The organism is Micromonospora chersina, assembly GCF_900091475.1.
In the GTDB taxonomy this organism is placed as follows: domain Bacteria; phylum Actinomycetota; class Actinomycetes; order Mycobacteriales; family Micromonosporaceae; genus Micromonospora; species Micromonospora chersina.
Map to the genome: position 1 here is coordinate 4,957,461 of NZ_FMIB01000002.1, position 15,701 is coordinate 4,973,161.

13 protein-coding genes are annotated in these 15,701 nt (G+C 76.8%); 8 read left to right on the plus strand and 5 right to left on the minus strand.

The features are described from left to right. Positions 1–77: 77 nt before the first annotated feature. The 4 genes from GA0070603_RS23075 to GA0070603_RS23090 all read left to right on the plus strand — a co-directional run bounded on the left by GA0070603_RS23075 (position 78) and on the right by GA0070603_RS23090 (position 5,501). Entirely contained in the window at positions 78–1,874 is a 1,797-nt protein-coding gene (locus GA0070603_RS23075; protein ID WP_091317753.1) for an AfsR/SARP family transcriptional regulator, read from the plus strand. A 37-nt stretch (positions 1,875–1,911) separates the two neighbouring features. Continuing rightward, entirely contained in the window at positions 1,912–4,032 is a 2,121-nt protein-coding gene (locus GA0070603_RS23080; RefSeq protein ID WP_091317756.1) for a RecQ family ATP-dependent DNA helicase, read from the plus strand. 109 nt (positions 4,033–4,141) lie between these two features. Further along, complete coding sequence (locus tag GA0070603_RS23085) at positions 4,142–4,372, plus strand: heavy-metal-associated domain-containing protein (protein ID WP_091317759.1); 231 nt, start codon at positions 4,142–4,144, stop codon at positions 4,370–4,372. A gap of 151 nt (positions 4,373–4,523) precedes the next feature. Further along, positions 4,524–5,501, plus strand: a complete 978-nt coding sequence (locus GA0070603_RS23090) for a DUF8832 domain-containing protein (protein WP_425270516.1) — start codon at positions 4,524–4,526, stop codon at positions 5,499–5,501. Between the two features lie 8 nt (positions 5,502–5,509). On the opposite strand, the gene GA0070603_RS23095 is transcribed toward GA0070603_RS23090, so the two are convergent. Beyond that, positions 5,510–5,926, minus strand: a complete 417-nt coding sequence (locus GA0070603_RS23095; protein ID WP_091317762.1) for a helix-turn-helix domain-containing protein — start codon at positions 5,924–5,926, stop codon at positions 5,510–5,512. A gap of 191 nt (positions 5,927–6,117) precedes the next feature. Between GA0070603_RS23095 and GA0070603_RS23100 the strand changes: the two genes are divergently transcribed. After that, entirely contained in the window at positions 6,118–6,549 is a 432-nt protein-coding gene (locus tag GA0070603_RS23100; protein WP_091317764.1) for a hypothetical protein, read from the plus strand. Here GA0070603_RS23100 and GA0070603_RS23105 read toward each other — a convergent pair. Together GA0070603_RS23105 and GA0070603_RS23110 are read right to left on the minus strand one after the other, a co-directional pair. Further along, positions 6,546–7,694, minus strand: a complete 1,149-nt coding sequence (locus GA0070603_RS23105) for a class I SAM-dependent methyltransferase (RefSeq protein ID WP_091317767.1) — start codon at positions 7,692–7,694, stop codon at positions 6,546–6,548. The genes GA0070603_RS23100 and GA0070603_RS23105 overlap by 4 nt on opposite strands. A gap of 94 nt (positions 7,695–7,788) precedes the next feature. After that, positions 7,789–9,441, minus strand: coding sequence for a DEAD/DEAH box helicase (locus GA0070603_RS23110; protein ID WP_091317769.1), 1,653 nt, complete (start codon positions 9,439–9,441; stop codon positions 7,789–7,791). Positions 9,442–9,738: 297 nt separating this feature from the next. On the opposite strand from GA0070603_RS23110, the gene GA0070603_RS23115 reads away from it, so the two are divergent. Further along, on the plus strand, positions 9,739–10,380 hold the full coding sequence (locus tag GA0070603_RS23115; RefSeq protein WP_091317771.1) for a ferritin-like fold-containing protein: 642 nt from the start codon (positions 9,739–9,741) through the stop codon (positions 10,378–10,380). Between the two features lie 51 nt (positions 10,381–10,431). Here the strand turns inward: GA0070603_RS23115 and GA0070603_RS23120 are convergent, their stop codons facing one another. Next, on the minus strand, positions 10,432–10,659 hold the full coding sequence (locus GA0070603_RS23120; RefSeq protein ID WP_091317774.1) for a DUF3107 domain-containing protein: 228 nt from the start codon (positions 10,657–10,659) through the stop codon (positions 10,432–10,434). Positions 10,660–10,724: 65 nt separating this feature from the next. Continuing rightward, positions 10,725–11,363 (minus strand): TetR/AcrR family transcriptional regulator, encoded by a 639-nt coding sequence (locus GA0070603_RS23125; RefSeq protein ID WP_091317777.1) that lies wholly within the window; start codon positions 11,361–11,363, stop codon positions 10,725–10,727. Between the two features lie 149 nt (positions 11,364–11,512). Between GA0070603_RS23125 and GA0070603_RS23130 the strand changes: the two genes are divergently transcribed. Together GA0070603_RS23130 and GA0070603_RS23135 are read left to right on the plus strand one after the other, a co-directional pair. Further along, the gene (locus tag GA0070603_RS23130; RefSeq protein WP_425270460.1) at positions 11,513–14,545 is read left to right on the plus strand and encodes a hypothetical protein; all 3,033 of its coding nucleotides are present in this window, start codon (positions 11,513–11,515) and stop codon (positions 14,543–14,545) included. 39 nt (positions 14,546–14,584) lie between these two features. Then, positions 14,585–15,697, plus strand: coding sequence for an alpha/beta fold hydrolase (locus GA0070603_RS23135; RefSeq protein ID WP_091317780.1), 1,113 nt, complete (start codon positions 14,585–14,587; stop codon positions 15,695–15,697). The last annotated feature ends 4 nt before the right edge of the window (positions 15,698–15,701 follow it).

Below are 15,701 nucleotides of genomic sequence, written 5' to 3' on the forward strand. Positions count from 1 at the left end.
CGCTGCCGATATGCTGCCGTCCGACTGCCGTGGGCCGCCGCGGCGGGCGGCCGGGGGGTACAGGAGCGGAAACTCGCATGTCAGAGGCGTTGCGCTTCGAGATCCTGGGCCCGCAGCGGGCCTGGTACGCGGACCGCCCGCTCGACCTCGGCCCCGGCAAGCAGCGTGCCGTGCTGGCCGTGCTGCTGCTCGCCGAGGGGCGTCCCGTGCCGACCGGGCAGATCGTCGACGCGGTGTGGCCCGAGGAGCCACCGGCGAACGGCCCGAACGTGGTGCAGAAGTACGTGGCCGGGCTGCGCCGGGTGCTCGAACCCGACCGGTCGCCGCGTACCCCGGCGCAGGTGCTGACGCTCACCGACGCCGGGTACCTGCTGCGGATCCCGCCCGAGGCGGTGGACGCGGTCCGCTTCGAGCGGGGCGTGCGACGGGCCCGGCAGTGGCAGGCGGCGGGGCGTACCGAGGACGCGCTGGCCGAGGTGACCGGCGCCCTGGAACGGTGGCAGGGGGAGCCGTTCACCGGGTTCACCGGCGCGTACTTCGACGCCGCCCGGCACCGGCTGGTGGAGCTGCGGGCCGTCGCCCTGGAGACGCGCACCGAGCTGGAGCTGGCCAGCGGCCGGCACGGCGAGCTGGTCGGCCGGCTCGTCGAACTGGTGGCCGAGTTCCCGGTCCGCGAGCGGCTGCGCCACCAGCTCATGCTGGCGCTGCACCGCGGCGGCCGGCAGGCCGAGGCGCTGGCCGCCTACCGGGACTTCGCCGACCTGCTCCGCGAGGAGTACGGCATCGAGCCCGGCGAGGCCCTCCAGGACCTGCACCGGCGCATCCTCCGCTCCGACCCCTCCCTGACCCCACAGGCGCCACCGGCGTCGTCCGAGCCCCTCGCCCCGCCCGCGCCGGAGGCCGTGCCGGCACCCCGGGCCGGCGACACCCCGGACGGCACGGGCCTGCCGGACGGGTCGACGTCCGCCGCACCGGAAGCGGTCGCCGTCCGGCCGGCGCCCGCCCCGATGCCGAGCGGACCGGTTCCCGCGCCCGCCCCGACGCCGAGCGCCACCGGACCGGCCCCCGCTGCCGCGCCGGTCCCGCCGGCCGCGCCGGGCTGGGCCCCCGGGCCCGCCGGACCGCTGACCCCGGTGCCGCACGCCCTCCTGGTCGCCATGAACCAGCCGGCCGACGCGCCGGCCGACCGCCGCGCGCCCGGCTGGGTCCGGCTCGCCGCGACGCTGGCCGGCACCGCCACCGTGCTGGTGTCGTTCGGCTCGCTCACCTGGGCCGTGGTCCTCGGGTACGCGCTCTGGCGGCGCAGCTGGCGTCTCGCCCTGGCGGGCATCGGCTACTTCCTGCTCGTCTTCAGCGTCTTCGTCCTCGCGGTCACCAGCCCGGAGACCGAGGAGATCAGCGACGGGGAGGCCATCTACCTCATCGTCGCGATGGGCACCTGCTGGCTGCTCGGCACCGCGCACGTCGTGCTGCTCAACCCCACCATCTGGGCGGCCGTCGGCGGGCTGTTCTGGACCGGCCGGCAGCGCACCGACGAGCAGCGGCGGCTGCGCCGGGAGCAGGCCCGCTACCTGCTGCACCACTATCCGGCCGCCCGGGCCGAGCTGCGCATCGGCCGCCCGGACCTGCTCCGCACCTACGACGACGGCGGCCTGGTCGACGTCAACGCCGTGCCCGATGCGGTGCTGGCCACCCTGCCCGGGCTGACCGTCGACCAGCGCCGCCAGGTGGCGGTCGACCGCTGGCTGCGCGGCCCGTACCTGTCGCTGGAGGAACTGGCCGGGCGGTGCCACCTGCCGCCCGCGGCGACCGAGACACTCCGGGACGTGCTGCTCTTCCTGCCGCCCGAGCCGCCGCCCGTCCGGCACTCGTGACTCGGACCGGCGACGCCCCGCCTGGTAGAAATGCCGGATGGGTCAGGATCGGATGGTCGTCCGGGAGCGCGCCGAGGCGGTGCTGCGGCGGCTGGCGGGTGAGCACGCCCGGCTCCGCGAGGACCAGTGGCGGGCCATCGAGGCGCTGGTGGTCGACCGGCGGCGGGTGCTGTGCGTGCAGCGCACCGGCTGGGGCAAGTCGGCTGTCTACTTCGTGGCCACCGCGCTGCTCCGCGAGGGTGGTGAGCACGGCCCCACGGTGATCGTCTCGCCGCTGCTGGCGCTCATGCGCAACCAGGTCGAGTCGGCGGCCCGGGCCGGCATCCGGGCCCGCACCATCAACTCGGCGAACCTCGACGAGTGGGACGAGATCACCGCCGAGATCCACGCCGGGGCGGTGGACGTGCTGCTGATCAGCCCGGAACGCCTCAACAACCCCGACTTCCGGGACGGGGTGCTGCCGAAGCTGGCCGCCACCACCGGGCTGCTCGTGGTGGACGAGGCGCACTGCGTCTCCGACTGGGGGCACGACTTCCGTCCCGACTACCGGCGGCTGCGCACCTTCCTCGCCAACCTGCCCGAGCGGACCCCGGTGCTCGCCACCACGGCCACCGCCAACGCCCGGGTCACCCAGGACGTGGCCGAGCAGTTGGGCGACGCCCTGGTGCTGCGGGGCACCCTCGACCGGGAGTCGCTGCGGCTCGGCGTACTCGATCTGCCCAGCCCGGCGCACCGGCTGGCCTGGCTCGCCGACCACCTGGACCGGCTCCCCGGCTCGGGGATCATCTACACGCTGACCGTGGCGGCGGCCGGCGAGACCGCCGAGTTCCTCCGCGCCCGGGGCTGGTCGGTGGCCTCCTACACCGGCCAGGCCGAGGACGCCGACCGGCGGGCCGCCGAGCAGGACCTGCTGGACAACAAGATCAAGGCGCTGGTCGCCACGAGCGCGCTCGGCATGGGCTTCGACAAGCCCGACCTCGGCTTCGTGGTGCACCTGGGCGCGCCGCCCTCGCCGATCGCCTACTACCAGCAGGTCGGCCGCGCCGGCCGGGCCGTCGAGCACGCCGAGGTGCTGCTGCTGCCCGGCGTCGAGGACGCCGCGATCTGGCGGTACTTCGCCTCGCTCGCCTTCCCGCCCGAGGAGCAGGTCTGGGCCGTGCTCGCCGCCCTGGACACCGAGCGGCCGATCTCCACCCAGGCCCTCGAACCGGTGGTCGACCTGCGCCGGGCCCGGCTGGAGCTGATGCTCAAGGTGCTCGACGTGGACGGCGCCGTCCGCCGGGTGCGCGGCGGCTGGCTCGCCACCGGCGAGCCCTGGGTCTACGACGAGGCCCGGTTGCGCCGCGTCGCCCAGGCGCGCACCGCCGAGCAGCAGGCCATGCGGGAGTACGCGACCACGCCCGGCTGCCGCATGCGCTACCTGCGGGAGTGCCTGGACGACGCCGGGGCGGGGGACTGCGGCCGGTGCGACAACTGCGCCGCCCCGCTGTTCGGCCCCGAGGTGTCCGACGCCGCGCTGACCGCCGCGCAGACCTTCCTGGGCCGCCCCGGCGTGGAGATCGCCCCGAAGAAGCTCTGGCCGACCGGGCTGGAGGCGGTCGGCGTACCCCTGAAGGGCCGCATCCCCCCGGCGGAGCAGGCGCTTCCCGGGCGGGCCGTGGGGCGCCTGTCCGACCTGGGCTGGGGCGGCCGGCTGCGCGGCCTGGTCGGGCCGGACGCGGCGGACGGCCCGGTCCCGGACGACGTGTCGGCGGCGGTGGTCGAGGTGCTGAAGGCGTGGGCGCACGGCGACGACCCGTGGCCGCGCCGCCCGGTCGGCGTGGTCGCGGTCGGCTCCCGCACCCGGCCCGAGCTGGTCGGCACGCTCGCCGAGCGGATCGCCGCGGTGGGTCGGCTGCCGCTGCTCGGCCGGGTCGTCCCGACCGGCCCGTCCGGGGCCGGCGGGCCGCGCGGCAACAGCGCCCAGCGGGTGCGCGCGCTGCACGACGCCTTCGCGGTGCCCGCCGACCTGGCCGACGCGCTGGCCGGGCTGGACGGGCCGGTGCTGCTCGTCGACGACCTGGTCGACTCGGGGTGGACCATGAGCATGGTGGCCCGGCTGCTGCGCCGGGCCGGCGCGCCCGACGTGCTGCCACTGGCGCTCGCGGTGGCCGGCTGAACCGTCGCGCCTCGGGCACGGAAAGTTCCCGACCCGGCCGGAATGCGAGCGTCGCCACCGTCGGCGGACCGTCGGCGGGCCGACCCCCGACCGGCGGTACGGTGGGCCCATGACCGAGCAGCGACCCGTCGTCCAGACGTACGCCGTCACCGGCATGACCTGCGAACACTGCGTCCGGGCGGTCACCGAGGAGCTGTCCGCCCTGCCGGGCGTGGACGAGGTCCGGATCGACCTCGCCGCCGGCACGGCCACGGTCACGAGCGCCGCCCCGCTGCCCGTCGAGTCCGTCCGCGCGGCGGTCGACGAGGCCGGCTACGAGCTGGCCTCCGGCGTTGCCTGAGTCACCGCCCCTCGCCGGCCCCGACGCGCCCTCGCCCGGCGCCGCCGTACCGGGGCCGGCCCACGACGTGTCGGAGCCCGGCGCCGCCGTACCGGGGCCGGCCCACGACGTGTCGGAGCCGGGCCGCCACGGGGCGCAGGGCGGCGCCGACGTGCTCGCATCCACGGCTGATGGGGCCGCGCCGGTCGCCCGCGGGTCCCGTCCGGACGGGCCGGTCGAGGTTGACCGGGCGACGCTGCGGCTCGCCCTGACGGTGGGCGGGCTGGTGCTGGCCGTGCTGCTCGGCTTCGGTCTCGGCCGGCTGAACCCGCCGCCGAACCCGACCCGCACCGGGAGCCCCGCGGTGACCGGCGAGCACAGCCACGCCCCCGGCGTCGGGGCGCACTCGCACGGCGGGGCCGCCGTCACCCAGGGCGGCGACGCCGACGCGGCCGGGCTGTCGATCAGCTCGGCCGGCTACACGCTCGCCCCGTCGACAGTGGAGTTCGTCCCCGGCCGGGCCGGCGAGCTGCGCTTCCAGATCAGGGACGAGCGGCGGCGGGCGGTCACCCGGTTCGCCGTCGTGCACGACAAGCCGATGCACCTCATCGTGGTGCGCCGCGATCTCACCGGCTACCAGCACCTGCACCCGACCATGGCCCCCGACGGCACCTGGTCGGTGCCGTTGACCCTGGCCGAGCCGGGTGCCTGGCGGGCGTACGCGGACTTCACCGCGGTGGCCGACGACGGCCGGCAGACCGCCGTGATCCTCGGCGCCGACCTGGCGGCGCCCGGCCGGTACGCGCTCCGGCCGCTGCCCGCCCCGGCCACCTCGACCACCGTCGGCGGGTTCACCGTCGGCTACGAGGGCGCCCCCGCGGTGGGGCGGTCGGTGCCGCTGCGGTTCCGGGTCACCGGGCCCGGCGGCGGCGCCGCGCCGCTGGAGCCCTACCTCGGCGCGTACGGCCACCTGGTCGCGCTGCGCGAGGGCGACCTCGGTTACCTGCACGTGCATCCCGAGCCGGTGCGGGACGGCGACGCGGTGACCTTCTGGCTGACCGCGCCGGGGCCGGGCCGTTACCGGATGTTCCTGGACTTCCAGGTCGGCGGCGTGGTGCGCACGGCCGCCTTCACCGTCTCGGTGGCCTGAGCCGCGGGTCAGCCCGCCCGGCGGACCGGACGGCGGGCCAGGTAGCGGAGCAGGTCGCGGATGTGGTGCTTCTCCTCGGCGGGGACGTTGGGGTCGGCCAGCCGCTCCAGGATCACCCGCACGTCGGCCTCCACCGGGCCGTCCTCGGCGCGGCGGCGCGGCACCGGGCCGGCGTCGGGCAGGCCCAGCGCGCGGAAGGCGGCCGCCACCGGCAGGTCCAGGGCGGCGCAGAAGCCGCGCACCTTGGCCAGCTCGGGGTAGTCCTGCCAGTCGCCGGCCAGCCAGCGGAAGACGGTCGACCGCCCCACGCCGGTGTGCGTGGCGAGATCGGTCACCGTCCAGCCGCGTTCCTCGCGGGCGTCATCGATGGCGCGTCGCACGAATCGTGCGAAGGCCATCTGCGGTGAAACGTCTGCCGAACCCATGTCGGGGGGTCTGTCCCTTCCCGCCGGAGCACCCGACTCTGGGCACCGAGCCTAGTACGCCGGTTGAAATAAGTAACTGACTGATCGGTCGGAAGGTCCCGTGGGCGGGACCGTCATGGGCATCGACAGTTGTGAGACGTCAACTAAACTCGACGGACCGCCGGAGCAGCGAATACACGTCGAGGAGCAGCATGGCCGAGCCGGACCGTCCCGTGCCCCACCGTCCCGGTGCGGTCAGCCTCTTCTTCGTGGCGAAGGCCGGCGTCTTCGCCCTCGGCTTCTGGATCTGGCTGCTGGTGCTGGCCGTGCGCGGCAGCCAGGCGACCGGCGTGCACCTGATCGCCGCGGCCGGCGCGATCACCACGACGCTGGTCGGCGTGGTGCTGGGCGCCCGGATGGCGCTCCAGCGCAACGCCGCCGCCCGGCACGCCGAGCTCAAGCGGCTGCTCGTCGACATCTCGTGGAACGCCTTCGCCGCCGCCGGCAACGCCGACGAGTCGGGGAAGGTGGTGCCGTTCCCGACCTCGTCGCAGGACGGCGACCGGCCCGCCAACCGCGGTCCCGGCGAGCGGGTCCCCGCGTTCGACCGTGGGGAGCGCAACCGGGGCGACCGCCGCCGCTAGGCGCGATCGGCGAGCAGCGTCTCCAGCCGGGGCGTGACGCCCCACTGGTCGACCAGCTCGCGATACTCGGCGCGCTGCTCGTCGGTCGGCGCGCTCCCGGTGCGCCGGGCCCGGATCAGCAGGTTGCGCGGGGTGTGCCGGGAGTCGACGAACTCCACCACCTCGGCGCGGTAGCCGTGCAGCCGGAGCAGGCCGGCGCGCAGCGCGTCGGTGAGCACGTCGGCGAACCGCTCGCGCAGGATGCCCTGCCGGGTGAGCAGCTGGTACGGCCGCGGCGCGGGCCGGGCCCGGAGCTGGGCGGCCACATCGTGGTGGCAGCACGGGGCGGCGAGCACCCAGCGGGCTTCCCAGCGCAGCGTCCGGGCCAGCGCCTCGTCGGTCGCCGTGTCGCAGGCGTGCAGCGCGAGCACCAGGTCCGGGGCCGGTTCGACAGCGGCGTCGAGGATGCTGCCGGCCACGAAGCTCACCCGGTCGGCCCAGCCCAGCCGCTCGGCGAGGTCGGTGTTGCGCCGGCGCTGGTCCTCGCGGACGTCCACCCCGACCAGCGTCACGTCCAGCCCGCGCTGGGACAGGTAGCGGTGGGCGGCGAAGGTCAGGTAGGCGTTGCCGCAGCCCAGGTCGACCACGCGCAGCGGCCCGGTCAGGTCGTCCGGCAGGGTGGCGGCCAGCGCCCGGAGGAACGCGTCCACCTGGCGGCGCTTGGCCGCCGAGCCGCCGATCTCGGCGAAGATCGGGTCACCCGGGTCGAGCAGCCAGTCCTTGGCCCGGTCGTGGCCGCCGGGCTCCGGCGCCGGCCGGCTCGCCGCCGCCCGGTGCACCTGCGCCTCGCCCGACTTCGTCACCCGGAGCTGGATCGTGCTGTCGGCGGTCTCCACGTGCCAGTTGCCGAAGGGCTCCGCGAGCAGCGCGTCGACAGCCGTGCCGGCCTCCGCGCCCGGCGCCACGTTCCGGGTGTACGGACGGGCCCCGTCGGAGGTGGAGATCTGGAGCCGGGGGCCGGCCTTCAGCGTGACCGGACGCAGCTCGGCGCGGACCACTGAGGGGCGCTGGCCGCGGCGGCGCCCGGCGGCGACCGCCCGGGTCAGGGCGGGGTCGAGCAGCAGCGCCCGCACCTCGCTCAGTGCGGCATCCAGCGGTTCCGGCATGGCTTCCTCTTCCTGGGGTCGGCCGGGGGCAGGTGGAACGGGGACGTCCCCCGCACCGGGTGACCGGTACGGGGGACGTCGGATGTCTCGCGGGTCAGTCGGCGGTCGCCTCGGCCGGCGTGCCGGTGCCCCCGCCACCGCCACCACGGCGGCGCCGGCGGCGGCGCGGCTTGGCGGCCGACTCGCCCTCGGCGGCCGCGGCCGGCTCGGCGCCACCCTCGGCGGAGATCACCGCGGTGGCCTCGCCGGCCACCGTCTCGCCGGCCCGGCGCCGCCGGCGGCGGCGCGGGCTGCGGGTGCCCTCCTCGGCGGACGCCTCGGTCGACGCGCCCTCGGGCGCCGCACCGGTGTCGCCGTCACGACCCCGGCGGCGCTCCCGGCCGCGGCCCTCGCCCCGGCCCTCGCCGCGCCGCGAGCCGCGCTCGCCGCGCCGCGAGCGGCCACCGCCCAGGTCCTCCTCGACCTCGGCCGACAGGCCGGCGCGGGTGCGCTCGGCGGTCGGCAGGGTGCCGCTGATGTCGCGGGAGATGTCCAGGTCGGTGTAGAGGTGCGGGGAGGTGTGGTAGGTCTCCGGCGGCTCGGGCATGTCGAGCCCCAGGGTCTTGTCGATGATCCGCCAGCGGGGCATGTCGTCCCAGTCGACGAAGGTCACCGCGACACCGGACGCCCCGGCCCGGCCGGTCCGGCCGATCCGGTGGGTGTAGGTGTCCTGGTCCTCGGGGCAGTCGTAGTTGATGACGTGCGTGACGCCTGTGACGTCGAGCCCGCGTGCCGCCACGTCGGTGGCGACCAGGATATCGATCTTGCCGGCCCGGAACGCCCGCAGCGCCCGCTCCCGCGCGCCCTGGCCCAGGTCGCCGTGGACGGCGGCGACCGCGAAACCGCGGAAGTCGAGGTCCTCGGCCACCCGGTCGGCGGCCCGCTTGGTGCGGGTGAAGATCATGGTGAGCCCGCGGCCCTCCGCCTGGAGGATGCGCGCCACGATCTCGACCTTGTTCATCGAGTGGGTGCGGTAGACCAGCTGCTGGGTCTGCGGCGACGGGCCGGTCTCGGCGGTGTGCCCGGCGTGGATGGTCACCGGCCGGCGCAGGAAGCGCCGGGACAGCGCGACGATCGGGTCCGGCATGGTGGCCGAGAAGAGCATGGTCTGCCGGTCCTCCGGCAGCATGGCCAGGATCTTCTCGACGTCGTCCAGGAAGCCCAGGTCGAGCATCCGGTCGGCCTCGTCGAGCACCAGCGCGTGCACCCGGTCGAGCCGGAGGTGCTTCTGCTTGGCCAGGTCCAGCAGCCGGCCCGGCGTGCCCACGAGGATCTCGACGCCCTTGCGCAGCGCGTCGATCTGCGGCTCGTACGCGACGCCGCCGTAGATCGGCAGCACCCGGACGCCCCGGGTGCGCCCCGCGGCGTCGAGGTCCTTGGCGACCTGGAGGCCCAGCTCGCGGGTGGGGACGACGACCAGCGCCTGCGGGACGCCGTCGCCGCCCTCGGAGGGGGCGAAGACGCGCTCCAGCAGCGGGATGCCGAAGCCGAGGGTCTTGCCGGTGCCGGTCGGCGCCTGGCCGATCAGGTCGACGCCGCGCAGCCCGATCGGCAGCGCGTACTCCTGGATGGCGAAGGCGCGGGTGATGCCGGCGGCGGCCAGGGCCTCGACGGTCTCCTGGCGGGCGCCGAGCTCGGCGAAGGTGGGTGCCTCCGGGCGGACCGGAGCGGTGGGGGCCAGTTCCTGGCCGTGAATCTGCTCGCTCATATGGATTTGGGGGTGCCCTCTCGTGGTGCGCCCCGTCATGTCCTCAGGGCGCGGTCGGTATGGCGCGGGCCACACGGTCGGGGGCGGTATCGCCGAGCCGGACCGGGCCGCACGCGCGCCGGGGACCGGTGCTGATCAGCTCAGCTGAACGAATCGGTGCCCACGGCAACTGTGTCATCTTAGCTGAACGGGACCGGGGCCGTCCTGATTCCGGGTCACCGCACGGCGGCCGGGGGTGACGGGTGTGACCTGGGTCACGCCCCAGCGGGTCTTGTGCCCGGGCGGTAGCCTGCGGTCGTGTCCGCCCCCGACCCCGCCCTGGTCGACCTGCTCGGCCTCGTGGCGTACGGCGAACTGCTCGCCTTCGACCGGCTTGCCGCCGACGCCCGTCTCGCCCCCGACCTGCGCCGACGGGCCGCGCTGAGCGAGATGGCCGCCGCCGAGATCGCGCACTACCGCTGGATCGCCGACCGGATCACCGCGCTCGGCGTGACCCCCGACGAGGCCATGGGCCCCTACGTCGAGGCGTTGCGGGCGTACCACGACTCGACCGAGCCGAAGGACTGGCTGGAGGCGGTGACCAAGGCGTACGTGGGCGACGCCATCAGCGACGACTTCCTGCGCGAGATCGCCGGCGGGCTCGACGGGCCGGACCGGCGGCTGATCCTCGACGTGCTGCACGACTCCCGGTACGCCGAGTTCGCCGCCACCGAGATCCGGGCCGCCGTCGAGGCGGACCCCCGGGTGGCCAACAGGCTCTCCATGTGGGCCCGGCGGCTGGTCGGCGAGGCGCTCTCGCAGGCCGGCCGGGTCGCCGCCGCCGACCGGGGCGCCCTCACCGCGCTGATCTCCCGGGAGGGCGTGGACGTGCCGGCGCTGTTCCGCCGGCTGACCGACGCGCACACCGCGCGGATGACCGCCGCGGGGCTGAACAACTGACGCCCGGCGCCGCCGTGACGGGATGCCCCCGCCACGGCGGGCCGGCGGGTATCAGCGGACGGTGAAACCGACCGCGCGGGGCGAGGCCTCCGCGATCTCGACGTAGGCGACCTTCGTGACCGGCACGATGACCCGCCGGCCCTTCTCGTCGGTCAGGGAGAGGGTGCCCTCACCCTTGGCGACGGCGTCGGTCACGATCTGCTCGATCTCGGCCGGCGACTGCGCGCTCTCCAGGACCAGCTCCCGCGGCGCGTACTGCACGCCGATCTTGACCTCCACTGTGCCTCCTCAACTGGGGCGAAAAAGCCACCGTGGGAAGGCTATCCGATCTGGCGGCCCGATGTTCAGGCTGACTCACCTTGCAGCGGGAAGCTGGCGATGCCCCGCCAGGACAGGGCCGCCACCAGCGCCTCGGCCTCGGCCTTGGGCACCTGACGGCCGCCGGCCAGCCAGAACTGGGCGGCCGTCTCGGCCGCGCCGACCAGGCCGGAGGCGAGCAGCTCGGCGTGCGCCCGGCTCACGCCGGTGTCCGAGATGATGGTGTCGGTGATCGCGGCGATGCAGCCCTGTTCCACCCGCTCCACCCGCTGCCGGACGGCCGGGTCGTTGCGCAGGTCCGACTCGAAGACCAGCCGGAACGCCTCGCTCTCGTGGTCGACGAAGTCGAAGTACGCCTGCACCGAGGCGCCGACCCGCTCCTTGTTGTCCTGGGTGCCGCGCATCGCGTCGTGCACCTTCGCCACGATGGCGTCGCAGTGGGTGTCCAGCAGCGCCAGGTAGAGCTCCATCTTCCCGGGGAAGTGCTGGTAGAGCACGGGCTTGGAGACTCCCGCCCGCTCGGCGATGTCGTCCATCGCGGCGGCGTGGTAGCCCTGCGCGACGAACACCTCCTGGGCGGCCGCGAGCAGCTGCTTGCGCCGCGCCGAGCGGGGCAGGCGGGTGGGCCGGCCGGCGGTCTGCGCACCGTTCCCCACAGCGGTCATGGGAACCTCCGAGTTTCTCTGTACGAGCCGGCACTTATCACCCGAACCGGTCCGGGTTCGTGAACCCGGCGCGGAATTGGCCCGCCGCTGTAACTTATCGCCACTGTCACCACACGGTAGCCTCAGCGGGGGCGACCAAGGAGCGCGCGGTGAGTGAATCAGGGCAACCCGGAGCCGCCACCCCGGGAGAGCACGGCGACGGCACGGGTCAGCAGGACGACCTTGCCCACGCCGGCAGCGGGTGGGCGCCCCCGGCGACCGGCTGGGCCCGGGGCGCACCGGCGCCCGGCGCCTGGCCCCGCGCCGACCTCACCACCGGCTGGGGCGCCTCGTCCCCCCGGCACGGCGACCTGCCGGCCCCGCTGCCGGGCCTGGCCGCCGAGGAGCCGCCCGCCCGCGTCAACGGCCGTCACGTCAACGGCGTGCACCACGCCGGGGAGGAGCCGCCCGTGACCCGCCAGGCGCCGGTCAGCGCCCCGCCCGCGGACGAGCCGCGCCGGGAGACCGACGGCGACCGGCTGGTCGTGCCGGCCCCGCGGCCGGCGCCCGCGGTCGAGCAGTCGACCGCCGAGGCGGAGCCCGGGTCCCGACACGCCTCCGACGACACGCCGCGCGCCACCCGCTGGGCCGAGAGTGGCCCGACGTCCGCGCCGCCGGCCCTCCAGGTGCCGCCGGTCGGCGCCGCCGCCTCCGGCTTCGAGGTGCCTCCGGGCTTCCACGCACCGACCGCCGAGCGCTCCGAACCCGCCCCGTCGCTCTCCCGCGGCTGGGCCGACCGCCTCCCCCCGGAACAGCCACCGACCGAGACGCCCGCCTCCGCCGGCTGGGCCGACCGTTTCCCGCCCGAGCAGCCGCCGGCCGAGGCGCCCGCCCCCGCCGGCCGCGACCGCCTGCCCCCGGAGCATCCGCCGGCCGCCGGCTGGGCCGACCGCTTCCCGCCGGAGCAGCCGCCGGCCGAGTCGCCGTCGCTGTCCCGGGGTTGGGCCGACCGGCCCACCTCGGCCCCGCCCGCCGGCGCCGAGGAACGCCGGCCGGCCGCGGAGCAGCCGCGCGCCGCTGCCGACGACCGGGATGCCGGGGAGCGCCGGCCGGTCGAGGAGCCGGAGTGGTCCCGGCCGGCCTGGAACCGCCCGAGCCCGGTCGGGAGCTGGGCGCCGCCGTGGGGCCGCGAGGACCAGCCGGCCGGCCGCCGCGCCCGCGAGGAGGAGCCCCCCGGCCGCCGCGCCGGCGAGGACGAGCCGGTCGGCCGCCGGGCCGGCCGCGAGGAATGGGCGCCCGAGCCGTCCCGGGCGTACGAGCCGGCCCGGTTCGAGCCGCCCGCCGCGTACGACCCGCCGCGGCCGGAGCCGGTCCGCCCGTACGAGCCGGTCCGGGCCGAGCAGCCCGCGGGCTACGAGGCGCCCCGCCCCGAGCCGTCCCGCCCGTACGAGGTGTCGCGGAGCGAGCTCGAGTCCCGCCCGGCGCACGAGCCGGCCGCCCGGGAGATCCCCGAGCGACCGTCCTGGGCCGGGCCGCCCGTGCCGGTGACCCCGTTCAGCGCGCCGCCGCACACCGCCCCGACGAGCGCCCCGCCGGTGCCCCGCGAGGCGCCCGCCGGCCCGCCGTCCACCGGCTACGCGCCGGCCGCCCGTGCCGGCGAGGAGCGGGAGGGGATGCCGTACCGGCTGGCGGGCGCGGCCGACCAGCCGCCCGCCGAGCCGGCCGGCGCGTCGCGGGCCCCCGCCACCGGCGGCGTTGCCCCCTTCGACCGCACCCCCGCGCCCGCACCGACGAGCGCACCTCCCTACGCGGCCCGCCGGTCCGCGCCCGAGCCGGTGCCGACCGCCGAGGCGGTCACCGAGCCCCGGCCGGCCGAGCCCACCCCGGTGCTGCCGCAGCGCGTCCCCGCCGAACCGGACGTGCCCGTCGTGCCGGAGCCGCCCGCCGTGGAACCGTCCGCCGAGACCCCGGAACTCGCCCGCATCGCCACCCACCTGCGCCGCGACGACGAGCCCGCGCCGCTGCGCGAGCGGCCGGAGGGCTTCGACGTCAACGCGATCCTCGACGCCGTCCGCGAGGTGGCCGGCGTCCGGGACGCGGCGCTGCGCCGCACCCCGGCCGGGGCGCACAGCCTCCGGCTGGACCTCGCCGACGGCGCGGACCCGGCCGAGGTGAGCCGGGTGGTGGCCCGCCTGCTCCAGGAGCGGATGGGGCTGGCCGCCGCCCCGCAGAACCTGTCCGGCGCCCCGGCGGCCCCGCCGCCCCCGGTCCGCCGCCGGTCGGCCCAGCCGCGCGCCGACCGCCCCGCCGAGCCCCGCCCGACCGAGGACCGGCCCGGCGCGCTCCGGCCGGCGCCGCAGTCGCGGCCGGCGGAAGACCTGTCGAGCGCGGCACGGTCGGTGGCGCAGTCCCGTCCGGCCGAGGACCTGACGAACCCGGCACGGTCCGGGCCGCAGTCCCGCCCCGCCGAGGAGCCGGGCGGGCCGGCGCGGTCCGGCACCAACCGGCCGGCCGAGAACCGCTCCGGGGAGGGTCGGTTCGCCGCGCCCGAGGCGCGCGCCGGCCGGCCCGCCGAGGCGCCGGCCGAGGGCACCGACCCGGGCATCGAGCCGCCGCGCCGCCGCCGCCAGGCCAGCGGTCACCGGGGCCGCGCCACGGTGGAGGAGTCCTCGCTGGCCACCGCCCCGGCCGGCACGCCCACCGGCAGCCCGGTCACGCTCGGCACCTCGTACTCCGGCGGGCAGATGAGCACGACGGAGACCGCGCCGTCGCGACCGCTGGACACCGGCGGCCTGCCGGGGCCCCGGGTGGTGATCGACCACGTCCAGGTGAGCACCTTCGGCCTCGACGCCACCGTGGAGGTCCGCCTGATCGCCGGGGACCGGACGGCGGAGGGCCACTCCACCGGGCCGGCCGTCGACGGCTACGTGCTGCGGCTCTGCGCGGTGGCCGCGGCCGCCGCGGTGGACGAACTGCTCGGCCGGGCCGTGCCCGCCGGCGAGCGGGGCAGGTGCTTCGTCGAGCACGCCGCAGTGGTGCCGTTCGGCAACTGCGAGGTGGCGACAGTCGTGGTGCTGCTGGTCTGTGACGGATGGGTGGAGCAGCTCGCCGGCTCGGCCCTGGTCGCCGGGGATCCCCGGCAGGCCGTGGTCCGGGCCACCCTGGCCGCCGTCAACCGCCGGCTGGAGGCGCTGCTCGCCTGAGCCGGTGTCGGGCCGGGCCGGTCCGGGAAGACTGGAGCCATGAAGCCCGCCGCCCTCTGGCCGGACCACCTCCTGCCCGCGCACCACGTCCCGCCACCCTGGCCCGGCCGGAACGTCCGGCTCGACGGCACCGTGACGTACGTGCGGGACACCCCGGCCACCGCTCCCGGCGCCGAGCCGGCGCTCTACGTGCACGGCCTCGGTGGCTCGTCGCAGAACTGGACGGACCTGGCCGGCCTGCTCGCCGACCGGCTCGACGGCCAGGCGATCGACCTGCCCGGCTTCGGGCGCAGCGAGCCCGGCCGGCGTTACACCGTGCCGGCCTTCGCGGACCGGGTGGTCCGCTGGATCGAGCACAGCGACCGGGGGCCGGTGCACCTGTTCGGCAATTCGCTGGGCGGCGCCGTCACGGTCCGGGTGGCGGCGCTGCGGCCGGACCTGGTGCGGACGCTGACCCTGATCTCCCCGGCCCTGCCGTTCCTGGACTTCCGGCGGTCGTTGCAGGGGCGGATGCTGCCGCTGCTGGCGATCCCCCGGGGCGAGCGGCTGGCCGCGTGGCGGCTGGCCCAGCTCGCCCCCGAGGTGATGGCCCAGCAGGTGATGGAGGCGTGCATCGCCGACCTGACCCGGATCAGCGAGCAGCGCCGGCTGGAGGCGGTCGAGGAGATCCGGATCCGGTACGAGGCGGCCCACTACGCCGCCGCCTACGTCCGGACCTTCCGGGGCCTGGTCTCCAGCTTCCTGCGGTCGTACCTGCCGGGGTCGGGCTCGCTGTGGCGGCTGGCGGCATCGGTGCGGGTGCCGACGCTCGTGGTGGGCGGGCGGCAGGACCGGCTGGTCGACGTGCGGGTGGCGCCGCAGGCCGCCCGGGTGATTCCGGACAGCCGCCTGCTGCTGCTCGACGGGGTCGGGCACGTGGCCCAGCTGGAGGTGCCCCGGACCGTGGCGCGGGCGGTGCTGGCGCTGCTGGCCGAGGCGTCCCCCGCCGGTTCGCCGCCCGGTGGGGACGGCACCTCGACGGCGCAGCCGGGCGCCGGGCGAGGACGGGGCGACGCCGGAGCGAGGAGCGTGACCGGGCGCCCGGCGGGGCAGGCCAGCGAGCTGATCGCCGAAACGGGGGAGGGCGGGCGGCGGCGCGACATGGCAGGCTGAGCCG

Bases quoted from the DNA above. Each gene is read 5' to 3' on its own strand.
- GA0070603_RS23135 (WP_091317780.1), top strand. From the start codon at position 14,585: ATGAAGCCCGCCGCCCTCTGGCCGGACCACCTCCTGCCCGCGCACCAC.
- GA0070603_RS23125 (WP_091317777.1), bottom strand. From the start codon at position 11,363: ATGACCGCTGTGGGGAACGGTGCGCAGACCGCCGGCCGGCCCACCCGC.
- GA0070603_RS23105 (WP_091317767.1), bottom strand. From the start codon at position 7,694: ATGCCGGAACCGCTGGATGCCGCACTGAGCGAGGTGCGGGCGCTGCTG.
- GA0070603_RS23110 (WP_091317769.1), bottom strand. From the start codon at position 9,441: ATGAGCGAGCAGATTCACGGCCAGGAACTGGCCCCCACCGCTCCGGTC.
- GA0070603_RS23085 (WP_091317759.1), top strand. From the start codon at position 4,142: ATGACCGAGCAGCGACCCGTCGTCCAGACGTACGCCGTCACCGGCATG.
- GA0070603_RS23095 (WP_091317762.1), bottom strand. From the start codon at position 5,926: ATGGGTTCGGCAGACGTTTCACCGCAGATGGCCTTCGCACGATTCGTG.
- GA0070603_RS23100 (WP_091317764.1), top strand. From the start codon at position 6,118: ATGGCCGAGCCGGACCGTCCCGTGCCCCACCGTCCCGGTGCGGTCAGC.
- GA0070603_RS23080 (WP_091317756.1), top strand. From the start codon at position 1,912: ATGGGTCAGGATCGGATGGTCGTCCGGGAGCGCGCCGAGGCGGTGCTG.
- GA0070603_RS23075 (WP_091317753.1), top strand. From the start codon at position 78: ATGTCAGAGGCGTTGCGCTTCGAGATCCTGGGCCCGCAGCGGGCCTGG.